17 protein-coding genes are annotated in these 17,118 nt (G+C 40.6%); 5 read left to right on the top strand and 12 right to left on the bottom strand.

Going from position 1 to position 17,118, the window contains the following annotated elements:
- Positions 1–194: 194 nt before the first annotated feature.
- From CPRO_RS14445 to CPRO_RS14425, 5 genes are all read right to left on the bottom strand, one after another.
- Positions 195–1,088 carry an ABC transporter substrate-binding protein gene (locus CPRO_RS14445; protein WP_066053402.1) on the bottom strand — a complete coding sequence of 298 codons (894 nt, stop codon included), beginning with the start codon at positions 1,086–1,088 and terminating at the stop codon, positions 195–197.
- Between the two features lie 21 nt (positions 1,089–1,109).
- Positions 1,110–1,709 (bottom strand): ABC transporter permease, encoded by a 600-nt coding sequence (locus CPRO_RS14440; protein WP_066053398.1) that lies wholly within the window; start codon positions 1,707–1,709, stop codon positions 1,110–1,112.
- A 4-nt stretch (positions 1,710–1,713) separates the two neighbouring features.
- Positions 1,714–2,355: an ABC transporter permease gene (locus CPRO_RS14435; protein ID WP_066053395.1), complete on the bottom strand. Its 642-nt coding sequence runs from the start codon at positions 2,353–2,355 to the stop codon at positions 1,714–1,716.
- The gene (locus CPRO_RS14430; protein WP_066053391.1) at positions 2,352–3,479 is read right to left on the bottom strand and encodes an ABC transporter ATP-binding protein; all 1,128 of its coding nucleotides are present in this window, start codon (positions 3,477–3,479) and stop codon (positions 2,352–2,354) included. Before CPRO_RS14430 ends, CPRO_RS14435 begins: the two co-directional genes overlap by 4 nt.
- Before the next feature lie 374 nt (positions 3,480–3,853).
- On the bottom strand, positions 3,854–4,492 hold the full coding sequence (locus tag CPRO_RS14425; protein WP_066053388.1) for a GntR family transcriptional regulator: 639 nt from the start codon (positions 4,490–4,492) through the stop codon (positions 3,854–3,856).
- Between the two features lie 425 nt (positions 4,493–4,917).
- Here CPRO_RS14425 and scfA point away from each other — a divergent pair, with 425 nt between their 5' ends.
- From scfA to CPRO_RS14405, 4 genes are all read left to right on the top strand, one after another.
- Complete coding sequence (gene scfA / locus CPRO_RS14420; RefSeq protein ID WP_066053385.1) at positions 4,918–5,064, top strand: six-cysteine ranthipeptide SCIFF; 147 nt, start codon at positions 4,918–4,920, stop codon at positions 5,062–5,064.
- Positions 5,065–5,177: 113 nt separating this feature from the next.
- The gene (gene scfB / locus CPRO_RS14415; protein WP_066053382.1) at positions 5,178–6,554 is read left to right on the top strand and encodes a thioether cross-link-forming SCIFF peptide maturase; all 1,377 of its coding nucleotides are present in this window, start codon (positions 5,178–5,180) and stop codon (positions 6,552–6,554) included.
- 5 nt (positions 6,555–6,559) lie between these two features.
- Positions 6,560–7,894, top strand: a complete 1,335-nt coding sequence (locus CPRO_RS14410; RefSeq protein ID WP_200777650.1) for an Orn/Lys/Arg family decarboxylase — start codon at positions 6,560–6,562, stop codon at positions 7,892–7,894.
- Between the two features lie 63 nt (positions 7,895–7,957).
- Positions 7,958–8,737: a sulfite exporter TauE/SafE family protein gene (locus CPRO_RS14405; RefSeq protein WP_066053377.1), complete on the top strand. Its 780-nt coding sequence runs from the start codon at positions 7,958–7,960 to the stop codon at positions 8,735–8,737.
- A 46-nt stretch (positions 8,738–8,783) separates the two neighbouring features.
- On the opposite strand, the gene CPRO_RS14400 is transcribed toward CPRO_RS14405, so the two are convergent.
- The 4 genes from CPRO_RS14400 to CPRO_RS14385 all read right to left on the bottom strand — a co-directional run bounded on the left by CPRO_RS14400 (position 8,784) and on the right by CPRO_RS14385 (position 13,535).
- The gene (locus CPRO_RS14400) at positions 8,784–9,278 is read right to left on the bottom strand and encodes a GNAT family N-acetyltransferase (protein WP_066053374.1); all 495 of its coding nucleotides are present in this window, start codon (positions 9,276–9,278) and stop codon (positions 8,784–8,786) included.
- A 105-nt stretch (positions 9,279–9,383) separates the two neighbouring features.
- Positions 9,384–10,922, bottom strand: coding sequence for an ATP-binding protein (locus CPRO_RS14395; protein WP_066053371.1), 1,539 nt, complete (start codon positions 10,920–10,922; stop codon positions 9,384–9,386).
- A gap of 2 nt (positions 10,923–10,924) precedes the next feature.
- Positions 10,925–12,307 carry a vWA domain-containing protein gene (locus tag CPRO_RS14390; protein WP_066053368.1) on the bottom strand — a complete coding sequence of 461 codons (1,383 nt, stop codon included), beginning with the start codon at positions 12,305–12,307 and terminating at the stop codon, positions 10,925–10,927.
- A 10-nt stretch (positions 12,308–12,317) separates the two neighbouring features.
- Positions 12,318–13,535, bottom strand: coding sequence for a leucine-rich repeat domain-containing protein (locus CPRO_RS14385; protein WP_066053365.1), 1,218 nt, complete (start codon positions 13,533–13,535; stop codon positions 12,318–12,320).
- A gap of 273 nt (positions 13,536–13,808) precedes the next feature.
- Here CPRO_RS14385 and CPRO_RS14380 point away from each other — a divergent pair, with 273 nt between their 5' ends.
- The gene (locus CPRO_RS14380; protein WP_066053363.1) at positions 13,809–14,051 is read left to right on the top strand and encodes a hypothetical protein; all 243 of its coding nucleotides are present in this window, start codon (positions 13,809–13,811) and stop codon (positions 14,049–14,051) included.
- Between the two features lie 54 nt (positions 14,052–14,105).
- Here CPRO_RS14380 and CPRO_RS15640 read toward each other — a convergent pair whose 3' ends face one another.
- The 3 genes from CPRO_RS15640 to CPRO_RS14365 are packed head-to-tail and all read right to left on the bottom strand — an operon-like array spanning position 14,106 to position 16,819.
- Positions 14,106–15,182, bottom strand: coding sequence for an ABC transporter substrate-binding protein (locus CPRO_RS15640; RefSeq protein WP_066053361.1), 1,077 nt, complete (start codon positions 15,180–15,182; stop codon positions 14,106–14,108).
- The gene (locus CPRO_RS15635) at positions 15,179–15,976 is read right to left on the bottom strand and encodes an ABC transporter permease (protein ID WP_066053358.1); all 798 of its coding nucleotides are present in this window, start codon (positions 15,974–15,976) and stop codon (positions 15,179–15,181) included. Before CPRO_RS15635 ends, CPRO_RS15640 begins: the two co-directional genes overlap by 4 nt.
- On the bottom strand, positions 15,977–16,819 hold the full coding sequence (locus tag CPRO_RS14365) for an ABC transporter permease (protein WP_066053355.1): 843 nt from the start codon (positions 16,817–16,819) through the stop codon (positions 15,977–15,979).
- Positions 16,820–17,118 lie beyond the last annotated feature (299 nt).

The raw sequence follows: 17,118 nt of genomic DNA, 5'->3' as shown, positions 1-17,118 counted from the left end.
AGATTGAATGAAATGTATGACCAAGTACAATTGAATTGTGTGAGAGCCATGGCCTCCTTCACATGTGTAAAGGGAAAATAAAAAGTGCCCGTTGTAGTGATTTGCAAATCACAGCAACGGGCGTTTCTTTTGCAGATTAAAGGGTCTTTATGTTTTAAAGTTGTAGTGTTTCAAAATGAATCGAAAAAAGGGGTTTAGTTCAGCAAGTCCTTGCTTTTCAAGAAATCTGTGGCCACTTGTTCCACTTTTTTCTGCTCTACATTAACCTGATAATTCAATTCTGTCATTTCCTCATCACTAATTTGCCCCGCCAATAGGTTCAGAACGTCCTTAAGCTCAGGGTGTTCTTTCAGGGTATCATTACGCACCAGGGGAGCTGCATAATAAGGGGGGAAGAAGTTTAAATCATCCTCCAATACTTTTAAATCATACTTTTTGATTTCTGCATCGGTGGTAAAGGCGTCGGTAGCATCCATATCATTATTGCCAATGGCTTGATATTTTAAGGATACATTCATCATCTTAGGGTCGCCCTTAAAGGTGACACCATACAAATCGCAGAAGCCTTCAAACCCATCTTGACGATTGAAGAATTCATTTTCACCGCCGAATACTAGATTTTCGGAAACACCCTTCAGATCAGAGGTTTTTTCCAAATGATATTTATCAGCCACTGCCCTTGTAACAGCGATGGCGTAGGTATTATTAAAGCCATAAGGTTCCAACCAAGAGATATCAAATTGTTTATTAAATTCCTCTTTTACCACGTTATAGGCTTCCTCGGGATTGGTTATGACATCCATTTTTAAGTGGGCAGTCAGACCAGTGCCAGTATATTCGGAATAAATATCAATATCGCCCTTTTTCAGTGCTTCAAAATTGATAAAGGTGCCACCCATATTCAGCTTCCGTTCCACCTTCAATTCTGTTTTGTTTTCAATCAGCTGAGAAAGAATTTCACCAAGAATGATATTCTCGCTAAAATCCTTAGAACCGATGACAACAGTATCCTTACTGCCGCAACCTGTCAAAGCCATGGAAAAAACAGCTGTAGCGGCAACTGCCAAAGATAGTAATTTTTTTTTCATATATTATCCTCCTTTTGAATATTATTTTGCTCGTTTCACGAGTTTCTGCTCAAATTTAGACATGATTAAGTCAAATAAAACTGCCATAACCACCACCGGAATGGTTCCCTTCATAATTGCGGAGAAGTTCATGGTTTGAATTCCACGATAAATGGGATAACCAAGACCGCCGGAGCCGATTAAAACCCCGATTACCGCAATGGATAATGCAGTCACAGTGGCAATTTTGATTCCTGAAAAAATCAGGGGAAAGGAAAGGGGCAGTTCCACCTTAATCATACGTTGCAGTTTCGACATACCCATACCCCTTGCCGCATCCTTTAAGTGAAGAGGTACCCCCGTTAACCCAAGGTAAGTATTACGAACAATGGGCAGAAGGGAATACAAAATGAGTCCCACCACTAAGGTTACGTTGCCAAGGCCGAAGAAAATCATCAAGATGGCTAGAAGTGCCAATGAGGGAATGGTCTGTAAGGAATCCACAACCCAAAGGATTACCTTATCCAGATAGGGCACCCAATAGGAAATAATACCAAGGAATATCCCGATAATTGTAGAAAATCCTATGGCAATGAGAACAAGAACCATATGCTGTATTGTCAGGGAAAATAAATCAGTCATTTTTTCACCTCCCAAGTCTTAGGCCGCGGGGCGTCATTGCACGTTGGAGGAATCCAATCAATGCATTTGCCACAAGAGCCATAATTGCAGCGGGGATTGCCCCTGCAAGAATATATTTTGTTTCATAGGTAGAAAGTCCCGTCCAAATCATATCACCCAAACCACCTGCGCCAATCATTCCTGCCAGAGTTGCCCAGCTGATAATATAAACTGTGGATAGGCGTAGGCCACCGATGATTGCCGGCATGGCTAGGGGCAGCTCCACTTTAAAGAGAGTCTGCATACCGCTCATGCCGATACCCCTTGCGGCTTCAATGCAATGTCTATCTACTTCCAAAATACCCGTATAAGTATTACTTAAAATTGGAAGTATGGCATAAAGAGAAAGGGCGGCAATTGCCGGAGGCTTGCCGATGCCCATTAAAATCAGCATAATACCCAATAACACCAGACCAGGGATTGTTTGAATCACACCTGCAGCGGATAAAATGTATTTTGCCGCTGCTTTATGACGGGTAAGGAGTATACCCATGGGTACTGCCACAATGACACCGATGCCAACGGAAATGAGTACAAGCTCAATATGGGTAATTACGGCCTTGAGAATTTCATTGGAATGCTTTGTAAAAAATTCCATATAACTCATTGCGTCATCTCCCCCCAAAGAGCTTCGCCCATGGCCTTTGCCATACTGGTTTTTGTAATTAGACCCGCAACCGTATTATTATCATTTAGTACGATAACATAACCGGTGGGTGAAGCGATTAATAGCTCAAAGGCTTCCTGGGCATTGGAATTACGGTTTACCGTCATAGCCTCTACGGTGATTAGTTCTGCAATTTCTTTACCTGCCTTACCTTGTGCTTTGATTTTATCTACAGAGACAGTTCCCAAATAGGTATCATCATCCTCCACCACAATCAGGGAGGATACATCTCTTCGGCTCATCAGCTCAATACATTCCAAGGTTTTTTTCGTTTTTGATACAGTCAGAACTTTTGAGCGCATAAAGTCGGAGGCTACCATGTTATTGGCAGTGTTACCATTATTCATATGCTTACCAAGGAAGCTTTTAATAATGGGGTCAGCGGGGTTTTGCAGCATTTCCTCTGGAGAAGCAACCTGTAAAACCTTACCCTCATTCATAAAAACAATGGTATCTGCAAGGCGAATGGCCTCATCCATATCATGGGTTACAAAAACGATGGTTTTACCCAACTTTTTCTGTATTTTTTTAACTTCCTCCTGCAAAGAATCCCTTGTTACTGGGTCAAGAGCACCAAAGGGCTCATCCATTAGAACAATAGGCGGGGATGCCGCTAGGGCGCGTAATACGCCAATACGCTGCTGCTGTCCACCCGAAAGCTCCGAAGGGTATTTTTTTGCATTTTCCTCATAAGGCATATTTACCAAATCTAATAAACGATGTACGATTTCGTCGATTTCTTCTTTTTTGTAATTCAGAAGCTTTGGAACAACGGCAATATTTTGTTCCACAGTCATATTTGGAAAAAGCCCAATTTGCTGAATGACGTAGCCGATGGTACGACGCAGTTGAACGGGGTCTACCTTGGTAATATCCTTACCATCAATTATGATTTCACCGGAATCCGGTTCGATCAGACGATTGATTGTTTTCAGTGTGGTTGTTTTACCACAACCACTGGGGCCGATGAGAATAACAAATTCACCAGCCTTTATATCTAGAGTAAGATTATCTAAAATTATTTTCTTACCATAGCGCTTACTTACATTTCGAAATTGAATCATAAAGTTTGAATCTCCTTTCTTTTTTGTCGAAAGTAACAACTCTATTATACATATTAAGTTGTCAGTTGTCAAGAAACCCAGTTTTCCACAGAAAAATCCCCGTCTTTCAGGAAAAAAAAGAGTTTGAGGTTAGATAAAGGAACACTCTTTAAAAAAATTTTCGAATTAGTGTTTATTTTTTTTGGAAGGAAAGTAGATAACTTTTGAGGCATTTTTAGGATGCTCAAATTCATCTAAGATTACACTTTGATTACTAATTATTTTGATCCATGTGCAACAAAGACCAAAGGACATGATTCTAATACTCTCCAAATCTTTTACACATAAAAAAAGACCTCCGTCATTTCCGAATGATGGGAGGTCTGCATTGTTTTTTATTCTGATATTTGCTGGGCTTTTGTAATATAGTTGCTGACAGATTCGATGGTAGAGATATCTCCAACAAAGATAATTGTGTCTCCTTCCAGCAAAACAGCATAAGGCCCAGGGGACAAAATGACTTTATCTGTACGGCGAATGGCGATGATAGTTGCTCTGGTTTTATGCCAAAACATAAGTTCCATCAAGCTCTTTCCAATAAGGGGAGAATCCCCGGGAACATCAATTTCATAATTCTGAAAAGGATTGCTTTTGGAAAATTTATCATTGGTGCGTACCAAATGAGAAACCATTTCCCGAATTTGCTCATTTAAGTTCAGCTGTTGATCCAAAAGCCTTCTAAGATTACGCTCAATGAGGCGGGTATCGTTTTGTTCACTGAAGCGCTGGGCAAAATCCTTTGCCTTTTCTACGGAAAGAACAACCACGCCACTATTTTTTCGTACCTCAACAATGCCCACATCTTCCAACAGCTTTAATGCTCTGCGGATGGTTTCAGGGGATACGCCATATTCTGAGGACATGACGGAGCGACCATAAATTTTTGTGTTTTCCTTCAGTTCTTCTCTTGAGATACGCAAAGCAATATCAAGGGCAATCTGTGAGTAAACGGGTGGGCTGATTTTTTCTTTCATAATTTTACACCACTTTATTTTATAATATTTTTACTATGTAAACTGGAAAAAATCTTCAACATGAGATCATTGAACCCGTTATTTTTGTCAAGGATTTTTTCTACTACCCAAATACTAAAATGCATTCTAACACATTTCCTATGGAAAGTCCAGTTCCATAAAATCCCCACAATAAAAGCATTTTAGGAGATGCTGATGTTGATGTAAAACCAAAAAAGACAGGAAATCAGATTTCTGCAAATTTGCGTAAACAGGATGAAATAGGGGAAGGAGGAAACCTTGATTTCCTAAGGATACGCCTTGACAATTTAGGGTACTTGTTATATACTTTTTCAGTATATAAGCGATTTTCAGCGGAAGAGTTTTTCTCTTACAGGCAATAGAAAACGCATAGAATTTTCATAAATTAGAATGGAGATGAAACCGTGGAGAGAATTAAGACAATTAAAACTCGTGACCTGAAAAAGAGCGTAGCTTTTGGTGGTTGTGGCGAATGCCAGACATCCTGCCAGTCTGCTTGCAAAACCTCCTGTGGCGTAGCAAATCAGCCCTGCGAGAACAAACAGAAGTAAGCTCAAAAGGATTGACAACGAATCCGCCGCCTGCTTTCAGTAGGGCGGCATTTTTCGTATTTGGGTATTTCTGCAAGGGGTGTTACCCTTTGTTTTAGAAAGGATTGAATAGATTGGTACATCAATATAAATTAAACGATTATAACATTGTTCTGGATACTTGCAGCGGTTCTGTTCATGCGGTGGATGAGGTGGCGTATGACATTATTGAAATGTTTGAAACCGGCAGCAAGGATGAAATCGTCCAGACAATATTAGAAAAATATAAAGATAGACCCGACGTAACTGAGGAAGAAATTTTACTATGCATTGAGGATATTCAAGCCCTAGTGGAAGGAGACAGACTATTCACCAAGGACGAATATGAAAATCTTGCTTATGATTTCAAAAACAACAGTAATGTGATAAAAGCACTTTGTCTTCATGTTGCCCATACTTGCAATTTAAATTGCAGCTATTGTTTTGCCAGACAAGGACAATATCAAGGGGAACGTGCCTTAATGACCTTTGAAGTTGGTAAACAGGCCTTAGATTTTCTCATTGCCCATTCTGGAAACAGAGTAAATTTGGAGGTTGATTTTTTCGGTGGCGAACCTTTGATGGTTTGGGATACCATTAAGCAATTGGTTGCTTATGCAAGGGAGCAGGAACCTATCCATAATAAAAAATTCCGTTTTACATTGACTACAAACGGAATGCTCATCAATGATGATGTGATTAAATTTTCTAATCGGGAAATCCACAACGTAGTATTATCCTTAGATGGCAGAAAAGAAGTCCACGACCATTTGCGTAAAACCGTTGGGGGTGAGGGCAGTTACGAAACAATTTTGCCAAAGTTCAAGCGGTTTGTTGAAAAAAGAGGTGGACAAGGCTACTACATGCGAGGAACCTTTACCCACAACAATGTGGATTTTACCAACGATATTTTCCATATGGCAGATATGGGCTTTAAAGAATTGAGCATGGAGCCTGTGGTTTGTGACCCTTCCGACCCTTATGCTTTAACGGAGGAAGATTTGCCAAAGCTGTTTGAACAATATGAAATTTTGGCAAAGGAAATGGTTAGACGGAAAAAAGCAGGAAATGGGTTCGAGTTTTACCATTACATTTTGGATTTGGAAAACGGCCCTTGTGTTTATAAGAGAATTACAGGTTGTGGCTCAGGCACGGAATATATGGCAGTTACCCCTTGGGGTGAGTTATTCCCCTGTCACCAATTTGTTGGAGATGACAAGTACAGCTTAGGCAACGTCTGGGACGGCGTAAAAAATGTTGAGGTTCAGGACGAATTCCGTCATTGCAATGCCTATGCAAGAGAGGATTGCAGAAATTGTTGGGCGAAGATGTACTGTTCAGGCGGTTGTGCTGCCAATGCTTACCACGCAACAGGCAGTATTCAGGGTATTTATGAGTACGGCTGTAGACTTTTCAAAAAGCGTATTGAATGTGCCATCATGATGAAAGTTGCAGAAAGCAGTGAGGAATAATTGTCATGGATACACCGATTTATGATTTTGTGAAGGAATATTTGGAGAAAGGGACTGTCCGCCTGCATATGCCGGGGCATAAGGGCAGCCCCCTTTTGGGTTGTGAGGCCTTAGATATCACAGAAATCAAAGGGGCTGACGATTTATATCATGCCCAGGGGATTATTCGGCAAAGTGAGAACAATGCCACTCGTTTATTTGGCACAAAAAGAACGTTCTATGCCACTGGAGGTTCCTCACAATGCATTGGTGCTATGGTTTATTTGGCTATGCTCCGTGGAAAAAAGGGACAGCCTATTTTAGCGGCCAGAAATGCTCATAAGGCATTTTTACATACCTGTGCTTTATTGGATTTGGAGGTAGTGTGGATTTATCCTGAGGAGGAAGCATCTCTTTGCAGTTGTCCCATTTTAACCCAACAGTTGGAGAGTATTCTGAAATCTATGGAGGTTCTGCCCTTTGCCCTATACATTACTTCCCCTGATTATTTGGGTGGGATGGCAGATATAAAAGGGCTTTCTGAGGTTTGCAGAAAATATGGCATTCCTCTATTGGTGGATAATGCCCATGGGGCTTATTTGCGTTTTTTACCTGAATCTTTGCATCCTATGGATTTGGGTGCCGATATGTGCTGCGATTCTGCCCATAAAACCTTACCGGTTTTAACAGGAGGGGCATATTTACATATTGGAAGGGATGCCTTGCCCTTTGAGAAAGATGGAAAAAATGCATTGGCCCTATTTGGTTCTACAAGTCCCTCTTACCTCACGCTGCAATCTTTAGATTTGTGCAATGAAGTATTGGCAGAAGGGTATAGAGAGAAAATGCATGGTGTCTGTGAGAAAGTGAAACAGCTTGCCGTGCAATTAAGGGAGAAAGGCTACTTTTTGCAGAATTATGAACCGTTAAAGATTGTGCTGGAAGGGGCAAAAATGGGCATAACAGGATATGATTTGGCTAAATTTCTCCGAGAAAGTGGAATTGAGCCGGAGTTTGCCGATGCAGACCACCTTGTTATGATGTTTTCCACAGAAAATGGAGAAGTGGATTTTAAAAGAATTGAAAATGCATTACCTCCTATGATTGCTAAGAGTACTGAGGGAGAAAGGACTACTCTGCCTTTCAGAGGAGAGCAAGTAATGTCCATTCGTGAGGCCATGTTTGCAAGGCGATGCACCGTGAAGGTGGAGCAAGCCCTGGGACGGATTTGTGCAACACCTGCTGTTTCCTGTCCCCCTGCCATACCCATAGCTATAAGCGGTGAGAGAATTACAGAAGAGATGATCCGGTTGTTTTTCCTTTATGGCATAGAGGAGATTGACGTGGTGGTTGAATTGTAAGAAAAGTCTATAGTGAATGGGTAACACAGACTTTTTTTGAGAAAGTATAAGAGGCGAAATGAAATGGGTGGAGAATTTGTGATTTCAGTTCCAAATTTTTTGATGTTAATGGGAGCCAGTTTTTTGGCAGGATTTTTAGATTCCATAGCCGGCGGTGGGGGTCTCATATCTTTACCTGCCTATACGTTGACAGGAATCCCTATGCATTTTGTTTATGGATGCAACAAGTTCTCTGCTGCCTTCGGAACCACCATAGCCACGTTACGGTATTGGAAGCATAAAATGCTGGATATTCAAGTGGGAATCTTAGCGGCAATGGGTGCTTTTGCAGCATCCGCTTTGGCGGCGAAGGTGGTGCTTTACTTCAGTGACAGCACCTTAAAGGCCATGATGCTTGTCATTTTACCCATAGTTGGAATCATTACGGTTTTAAACAAAAATATGGGGGAGGAGAATCATTCGGATTCTTATACTAAGAAGAAGAAGATTGTACTGGCGTTACTGATTGGCGGAGTCATTGGATTTTACGATGGCTTAATTGGCCCTGGCACAGGAACGTTTGCCTTGATGGCTTTTTGTTTTGTTATGAAATATGATTTGCGTACTGCTTCGGGAAATGCAAAATGTTTGAATTTGGCTTCCAATTATGCAGCTCTGGCAGTATTTCTTTTGGAAGGAACCGTGTATTTTAAAATTGCAATTCCTGCGGCCGTATTTGGGATTGCAGGAAATTATTTCGGAGCAGGCTTTGCCATAAAAAAAGGCGCAAAAGCCATTCAATACATGTTAATGGTGGTTATTGTGTTATTATTCATCAAAATGGGTGTGGATTTTTTAGTATGATACAAAAGGGACGTCAAGCATATTCGTGCAGGCGTCCCTTTTTCTTTTATAGCGTTTTTTGCATTAGTACGATACCAAAGTTACGCCCCAATTTTTCTCCCACATTTTTAAACTCCCCAATATTTGAAAACCCATTTTTAATATGGAACTGAATACTGGGCTCATTCTCAGAGGAAATTTCCGCGATAAGGTGATGTACTCCGAGGACTTTTCCTTCCTGTTCCAATAAGGAAAGGCATTTTGCACCGACTCCTTTTGCGGTGTAGTCCTCAGCAATAAAATAAGAGACATCAGCAGTTTTCTGAAAGGTGGAGAAGGGATGAAAGGGAGACAGAGAACAAAAGCCTACAGTTCTGTTTATATCTGCATCAACCACAGCATAGGCACATAAATCCTCAGATCTTTTCATCAGCATGGGGTAAAACTGTTCTGGTAAGGGCGTTGGCGGAAAAGCGCCAGTACCAGTGGCAATGTAGTAATTAAAAATTTCCATAACCAATTTTTGGTGCTCCATTCCAAGCTTTTCAAAAACTATATTCATCATGTACACCTCCTAATATGGATGGTATACCAATTTATGGAATGTTTCAATAGTGAAGTCAAAAAAAGGGGAAAATTGCGTAAAACAAGTTTCCCCAAACACTGCTTAAAACAAAAGAGCCCCCTCAGCCTTTGCGGATGCAATATCTTTTAAAATGCTTTTTTGTTTTTCGTCAAACAGCAATTCTTTATTATATTGATAGTATTTTTCACTGCCATTTTCGCTGATAAATTTTACACTGTAGAAATTAGTGGTTAGTTCTGTAATGAAAATTACCATTTCTTGCCCTGCACCAAAGGCCTCCTCTAAAAAGAGGAAAGCATTTCCCAATTCTTTTGCACCTGTCTCAATAAGCTGTTCCCTATGGGTAACATCCTTGGAAAAGGAGGATTTGATTTTTTCAAAAACAGCCTCTTTTTCTTGAATGCCAAGGCCTTTTATTTCTTTTTCCAATGCAAAGAGCCGTTCTATGGTCATGCGGCGGCTTTTTTTGGTGCTTTGATCCAAAAGGTCGGCTTTCTGCTCCTTAACAAAGGAATTTTCTTTTTCCTCAATCAAGCCTTCAAAAAGCTTATCCCAAGGTGTTTCCTTGCAATAAGGGTTTTGGAAGCGTTCTTTCAGTTCCACAAGGGCTTGATGTAGTTCTGTGGTAAATAAATCCCCTTCATAAGCCAGCCGAAAATCATCGGAAAGACGACTAAGCAATAGACCCAGAACGCTAAGCTTTTCGTCAAAGGCTGCAGAAGATAATTTTGCCGCAGATTGTTCCGTAAAGGTACCGTTTAGGATATCCTCCACATGATAATCTGTTTTATATTTATGATATAAATCCAAATAATTGGCGAAATCTCTGGCGATTTTTTGATGCTGCAAATATTGTAAAATCATGCCTGCATCCGCAGTGATGCCCATTGTTTCATATACTTTAAGTATGGTGGATAAATCTTCCCAGCCTCTGGGGGTTACAAACCGTTTCCCATCCACGGTGTTTTCCATGGCGTAAAAATGATTTTTCTTGATTTCCAGATAGGAAAGAATTGCGCCGTGAACGGAATGCTTATAAGCATATTCCTTCCAAACTTTAAAATCAGGCTCAACATCAATTTTTTTCACACGGTCAAGGGTCACAACGTCAAATTCCCGAACACTTTTATTATATTCAGGGGGGTTTCCTGCGGCGGCAATGAGCCAGCCATCAGGCACCCGATGGGCACCAAAGGTTTTTGCCTGTAAAAATTGCAGCATGGCAGGGGCTAGGGTTTCCGAAGCGCAGTTGATTTCATCAATAAAAAGGATGCCTTCTGAAAGACCTGTTTCTTCCATTTTGTTATAAACAGAGGCAATAATTTCGCTCATGGTATACTCCGTTACGGCATATTCCTTGCCTCCGTATTCTTTATGGTTGATAAAGGGCAGACCGATGGCACTTTGGCGGGTATGGTGGGTGATGCTATAGGATACTAAGGCAACGCCGCATTCCCTTGCCACTTGCTCCATAATGGCGGTTTTGCCAATTCCAGGAGGCCCCATAAGCAAAACGGGGCGCTGACGCACCCGGGGAATCAGGTATTCACCAAACTCATTTTTCAACAAATAAGCCTGTATGGCTTTTTGAATTTCTTCCTTTGCTTGTTTTATATTCATAGTCATTTCTCCTTATCATAGATTGATAGGTCTTCCGGCCCTAGGACAACCTTCATTGCCCAAGGGGGTACATTTAAATCTAAATAGTCCTCATGAAAAAAGATAAAAGCAGTTTCATAGGGCGGTCTGCCATTGGGAAAGGTGCCGTAACCATCGGTAAAATAAATCAGTCCCTTTAGGTTATGGAATGCCTTCTCGTTAATGAGCTTATTTACATATTCAAACACAGGGCGGAAGTCGGTGCCGCCACTGCCTAGGATGCGAAAGTTATCCATGTATTGTGCCAATTCCTCCGTGGAAGTGATGATGGTATCCTGTTGTACCTTTGCATCACATTGGACGATGTGGATATTTGTTTTATGGAAAAATGATTCACTGTTTCTAAGAATTGCGTAGGTTTCTTCCAAGAAACGGCGAATGGTTTCCCCTTCGCAGGATTCTGAGGTATCAATGGCAATAACCAATTCTTCTATTTTTTTTACTTCCTTATACTCCAAGGATTCAATGAGGGGCATATTTCCGTAAAGCGTCAGTCCGTATGTGTAAAAGATATAGTCATAGGCATCGTCATCCACCCGCATGTCCTCTTTTAGGGTCACAAATTTTTCAAGAAACCGACGATAGTCGTATTTCTCTCTATTTTCGATTTTCAAAAGCTGCAACAAATCCCCCGCATTTTCTCCCATCTCTTTCGAGAAGGATTCCAAATTGGTTTCCATTTTTTCTCCGATTTGCTGCCATTTTTCTTCAAGTTGTTTCTGCTTTTCTTGATTTTGTTCTTGTTCCGTTTGGTCTTGATTTTCAGAATTATTGTCATTTTGATTATCGTTATTCTGATTCTCTTCTTTTTTATGCTCCCAAAAAACATGATCGTCCACCCAGAATTCAAGCTGTAGCTTGCCAAACTCCTTATCGGTCAACTTTTGTTCTGAAAGCTTGCGGTAAATACCTTCGGCAGAAAGAACTTTCAAATCCTTTTTCAGGGACTCATACATTTCATTTCGGCGATCAGAAACTACCAAGCGAGTGGCCTTTAGAGGCAGGGAATCAATAATGGACTCTACGGCAATATCGCAGGAAACGCCCCAAAGAGCCTCATCCCGTTCTCCCATGTGAAAAGGATGGCGGAAAATGCAATGCAAAAGCATATGCAGATAAAGGCGGTTTACCAAAACGGGGTCGGATTGGTACCGCTCTACCAAATATCGAGGGTTAAACAGCACCTTTTCTCCGTCCGTTCCCACATAAAGGGAGGAAAGGTTCATTTCATAGCGTAGTCCGCTTAAAGCAATATCCAAAAACCGCAAGGATAAGTATAATTCATTGCGGGAGGCATTTAAAATAGCATTGCCGATTTGTATGAGACGTTGATGATTTTCGTTCATAAGCCCTCCTTTACAAATCAAAGCTTTTTTTCTTTATGGGATTCCTTTTTTTATGTTGGTAATCCATAAGAAAGCTAAGAATTTCAGTTTTTCCTTTTTTTTGTGCCATTTCTATCATTTTTGGCAAAGCCTCATTGGTGTAAAGTCCCCATTGGGCGAATTGACGCAGAACCTCCAGATCATTGTTTTGGATATAATAATCCGCCGCAAACAGCAAATGCTCTCGCACATAGGAAAGATAGGTTTCCCTACGTTCAGCTACCAGGCGGTAGGGATAGGACAGACGATATACCGCCAAAAGCAGTACCAAAACTGCCGCATCTTCCCTTCGAGTAAGATAAAACAGTTCGTCGTATCTGCGAAAATCAATGTCAGAATTGCGAATGCATTGGCGAAATAAATGGCCTGTGCCGTAATTTACCTGATGAAACTGCCGTGCAGGGGTATCCTCGATGTATTCATATTGAAAATCGGGGATGAGCAATTTCGCTCTGGCATCGGGAAAATCTATGGTAAGCAACAGCTCATGGTTTAGAACTGCGATTAAGTCGGAAATATGCTTGCATTGTCCGAAATAAATATCGTAAAGGCTGTCACAATTCAAAAATAAGCCTGTTTCCAGATGCTCTGTATTTTTCGGTATATTGATTTTGTAAAGGGATCTGCAATTATAAAATGCATAGCGCTCTATGGCAGTTACCTTGTCTGGGATGGTAAGAGCCTTGAGACTATGACAATCGAAGAAAGCATAGCTACCTATTTTTTGTATACTTTGGGGCAGTGTCAAAGCCTCTAAGGCGGAACATCCGGAAAAGGTATAGGGGGCGATTTCCTCCAACCCTTCAGGCAGAACAATAGAACCCAAGGCATTACAGCCTGAGAAGGCATAAGCACCAATACGGCGGATAGTATCAGGAAGGATGATACGTAAGATGGCATCTCCATCATCTTCTTTGGGAACGGCAGTGCGTTTGTCTGCTGATAAGCAAAGAAATATCTCTCCCAAGTTTTCTTCCTCTAGCTGAGGTTGCTCCGTTTCAATGGAAAAAGCGAAATCTTCAATGGCCACCACAGGCATATCATCAATAGTTTCCGGAATATGCAGTTGGCTTGCTCTGCCCTTGATGCCCAAGATGGTAACGCCCTTGGCAGAGACTTTATAATATAATATAACCTTTTTTGTTGGCTTCATGGTATTATCCTTTTCAAAATGTAATCTAAAATCCATTATACTTCCTTGTTACGACAGTGTCAAAATAATCACATAGAAAAAAGGTACTGGTTCTTAATGAAATTATAAGTAAAGAGGAAAAAACAAGAAACATACAGATATTGACAAATTATAGAAAGGATACTAGAATGGAAAATATTGGAATAAAGTTGAATATCGCTTTTCTAGTTGGTATTTTATTAATATTTCTTATATGAGGGGCTTGTTTTCTGAAATTGAGCAAAATGATATTGAAATAATTATTATTCTTAAATAGATTGGAGTTTGAACATGAATAGAAAATTTTTAGGTTACATATTTATTTTGGTTGGTTTTTGCCAATTGTCTTTACAATTATTTGGTTTAATTATTTTACAGTTTTTGGACAAGATAAAGAATCTTAATAAAAATCCATGGGACTATTTTGGTGAACCTTTCATAACTTTTTCATTTTTAATTACTGTAGGTATTGTGATTACAGGTTTGGTTTTTATATCTCCAAATGATTGGTGGAAAAAAATATATAAAATTTGATAAACAAAAAGCCCGATTGCTATAATCCAACAATACGGGCTTTTATGATGTGATTTAGTGAGAAGCCTTTACTTTAATCCAAAGCTCAGCAAGTTTCTGCTTTAAAACAGGATTATCTTTAAATACTTCGTCCTTGGCATAATCTGTTCTGGGCAGATATGCTTCATTTTCTGCATAAATTCCACCAGAGCCAGACATTTCATCCAACACCTCTTGGTTAGAAGAAGGGTATCCCACAGTTTCGGAGTTATCGTAGGAAGCGTCATGGGTTAATACATAGTTAATGAATTCATGAGCCAAGAGGGGATTTTCTGCGTTAGCAGGAATAACCATGGAATCGCTCCACAGGTTTGTGCCCTCTGTAGGTAGAAAAAAGCTCATATCTTCGTTTTCGTTCAAAATAGTTGCGGCGTCACCACTATAAACAACGGCAATATCTTTATTTCCATTAATCATGCCGTCGATTACTTCATCGGTAACATAAGCGGGATCCATGGTATCGTTCATTTGAAGGAGCCAGTTATAAGCCTCTTGAACCTCGCTTTCGTTCTCTGTATTCATGGAATAGCCCAATGCCTTCAATGCCATCATAAAGGAATCACGCTCGGAGTCATATACATAGATGCGTCCTTTATAGGTGGTATCCTGAAGGATATTATAGCCCAGTTTTTCCACGTCTGCGGCTTTTACGTTATTGTGGTTATAAACAATTCCCACGTTACCCCAGAAATATGGCACAGAGTAAGAATTATCGGGGTCATAGGGCAGATGCTTCACGCCTTCAGCCAAATTTGAGATATTTGGAATCTTGGTTAGATCCAGTTTTTGCAGCATGTTTTCCTTAATCAAACGTTCAATCATATAGTCAGAGGGCACAAGGACATCATAAGCGTCACCTGCCTGCAATTTTGTGTACATCATTTCGTTGGAATCAAAGTATTCCACAATCACCTTTACGCCATATTCTTTCTCGAAGTCGGAAATCAGGTTTGCACCCATATATTCCCCCCAGTTATAGAGCTTTAATGTGGAAGAGCCATATTTTTCCGCCGCGTCAGAAGCAGAAGAACCACCGCCACAGCCGGACAGCAACAATGCTCCACTAACAGCCAATGCAATCATTTTTTTCATGTCAGTTTACTTCCTTTCTTTTCTTTTAGAATAGGGATAATATTTACAATGAATAACGCCACCGTAATCAACAGAATAACCAAGGTGCTTAAGGCGTTGATGGACGGATTCACACGTTTGCTCATGGTATAGACTAAAATAGAAATATTGTTTACGCCGTTGCCTGTTACAAAGTAGGAGATGATGAAATCATCAAAGGACATGGTAAAGGCAATCAGTGCGCCGGAGATAATGCCCGGTCTAATTTGAGGAACAATGACCTTCCACAAAGCCTGCATGGGCGTTGCGCCAAGGTCTAGTGCGGCATCCGCCAAATTTGGATCAAGAGAACGCAGCTTTGGCGTTACGCTGAGAATTACGTAAGGAATGCAAAACATGATATGAGCAAGAAGCAGGGTTAAAAAACCTTTTCTTACCCCTAAGGCGCTGAAAAACATTAATAAACCAATACCCGTTACAATTTCCGGATTCAGAATGGGTAAGTTATTCACTTGTTCTACAATGCCTTTCATTATCTTTTTCGATTTTGATAAGCCGATTGCCGTTAGTGTGCCCACAATTGTGGAAACAATGGTGGCTAAAAGTGCAATGATGACCGTATAAGCCACAGACTGCATCATGGTGGAGTCTGCAAACATTTTCTCGTACCAGCGTAGGGAGAATCCTTCAAACTTTGTTAGGGATCGAGAGCTATTGAAGGAAAACAAAATAATATACAAAATAGGTACATAGAAGAAAACCGCTGTTAAGCCCAACAAAATTTTAGAAAACAGGCGTCTTTTTTTCTTTTCCATTTAGTTATCCTCCCTTCCGTTAGCGGCAGGGTCTTTATCAACCTTTTTTGTAATATACATGGAAAACATGATAATGGCTGCCATTGCTAGGGAAATGGCACTACCAAAGTTCCAGTCTCCCGAAGTTAAAAATTCAGTTTCAATAACATTACCAATTAAAACATACTGTCCGCCGCCCAAAAGCTTGGGAATGAAGAAGCTGGATACCGCTGGCAAGAACACCAGTGTAATGCCGCTGATTACCCCAGGGATGGAAAGGGGCAAAGTCACCCTTAAAAAGGATTGTATGGCATTGGCACCAAGGTCGCTAGCCGCCTCCAAATAGCTTTTATCCATTTTAGTCAACGCAGTATATATTTGCAGAATCATAAAGGGAATGAAGTTATAGACCATACCCAAAACAACGGCGAAGCTTGTGTGAATCATAGAGACAGGGCCGATTCCCAAAAAGCCCAGCATTCGATTGATGATTCCTTCATCCTGCAAAATGCCCATCCATGCGTAAGTACGCACCAGCATATTAATCCATGTGGGCAGGGTAATCAAAAGGATCCAAAACAGTTTGCTTTTTTCACTTCTGGTGGCAATGACATATGCAATGGGATAGCCAAACAAAATACAAATCACTGTTGTAATGATTGCAATATACAAGGAGCGTTTCAAAACACTCATAAATACGGTATCACTGAAAAAACGGGCAAAGTTTTCTAGTGAAAAGCGTATGGTTGCCACGTCATTTCCTTTATCGGTAAAGGCATAAAGGAGAATCAACAGCATGGGAACCACAATCATAGCTCCCATCCAAACAATATAGGGCAGTGCCATGTTTCTAAATTGTTTCACTGAACACCCTCCCTTCAGTTTTGCTTTGACATAATATGAATGTCCTCAGGCTGGAAAATCAGCCCTACCTCGTTGCCAATTTCATAGCGGTCGGTGGTATCAACTTTATACTCATAGCCTTCTGTGGCAAAGGTAACCTCATAAACGCCAGGGGTTAGGGTTTCTGGGTCAAAATCATATTTTACATTGGTAATTTCAACGGAAGTACCATCCTCTAGGCTCCAAGCGGAGGCATTTGCCCAAGTTTTCAAATCTGTTTCCAAGGCAATGGATTCATGAATCTCATCCGCCTTTTTAAA

It is taken from the genome of Anaerotignum propionicum DSM 1682, assembly GCF_001561955.1.
Taxonomy (GTDB): Bacteria; Bacillota; Clostridia; order Lachnospirales; family Anaerotignaceae; genus Chakrabartyella; species Chakrabartyella propionicum.
The sequence above is the reverse complement of the archived record's forward strand: the minus strand, read 5'-3'. Positions and strand labels throughout refer to the sequence as shown.

Bases quoted from the DNA above. Each gene is read 5' to 3' on its own strand.
- CPRO_RS14445 (WP_066053402.1), bottom strand. From the start codon at position 1,088: ATGAAAAAAAAATTACTATCTTTGGCAGTTGCCGCTACAGCTGTTTTT.
- CPRO_RS14440 (WP_066053398.1), bottom strand. From the start codon at position 1,709: ATGACTGATTTATTTTCCCTGACAATACAGCATATGGTTCTTGTTCTC.
- CPRO_RS14435 (WP_066053395.1), bottom strand. From the start codon at position 2,355: ATGAGTTATATGGAATTTTTTACAAAGCATTCCAATGAAATTCTCAAG.
- CPRO_RS14430 (WP_066053391.1), bottom strand. From the start codon at position 3,479: ATGATTCAATTTCGAAATGTAAGTAAGCGCTATGGTAAGAAAATAATT.
- CPRO_RS14425 (WP_066053388.1), bottom strand. From the start codon at position 4,492: ATGAAAGAAAAAATCAGCCCACCCGTTTACTCACAGATTGCCCTTGAT.
- CPRO_RS14410 (WP_200777650.1), top strand. From the start codon at position 6,560: ATGGATACACCGATTTATGATTTTGTGAAGGAATATTTGGAGAAAGGG.
- CPRO_RS14405 (WP_066053377.1), top strand. From the start codon at position 7,958: ATGGGTGGAGAATTTGTGATTTCAGTTCCAAATTTTTTGATGTTAATG.
- CPRO_RS14400 (WP_066053374.1), bottom strand. From the start codon at position 9,278: ATGAATATAGTTTTTGAAAAGCTTGGAATGGAGCACCAAAAATTGGTT.
- CPRO_RS14395 (WP_066053371.1), bottom strand. From the start codon at position 10,922: ATGAATATAAAACAAGCAAAGGAAGAAATTCAAAAAGCCATACAGGCT.
- CPRO_RS14390 (WP_066053368.1), bottom strand. From the start codon at position 12,307: ATGAACGAAAATCATCAACGTCTCATACAAATCGGCAATGCTATTTTA.
- CPRO_RS14385 (WP_066053365.1), bottom strand. From the start codon at position 13,535: ATGGATTTTAGATTACATTTTGAAAAGGATAATACCATGAAGCCAACA.
- CPRO_RS14380 (WP_066053363.1), top strand. From the start codon at position 13,809: ATGAATAGAAAATTTTTAGGTTACATATTTATTTTGGTTGGTTTTTGC.
- CPRO_RS15640 (WP_066053361.1), bottom strand. From the start codon at position 15,182: ATGAAAAAAATGATTGCATTGGCTGTTAGTGGAGCATTGTTGCTGTCC.
- CPRO_RS15635 (WP_066053358.1), bottom strand. From the start codon at position 15,976: ATGGAAAAGAAAAAAAGACGCCTGTTTTCTAAAATTTTGTTGGGCTTA.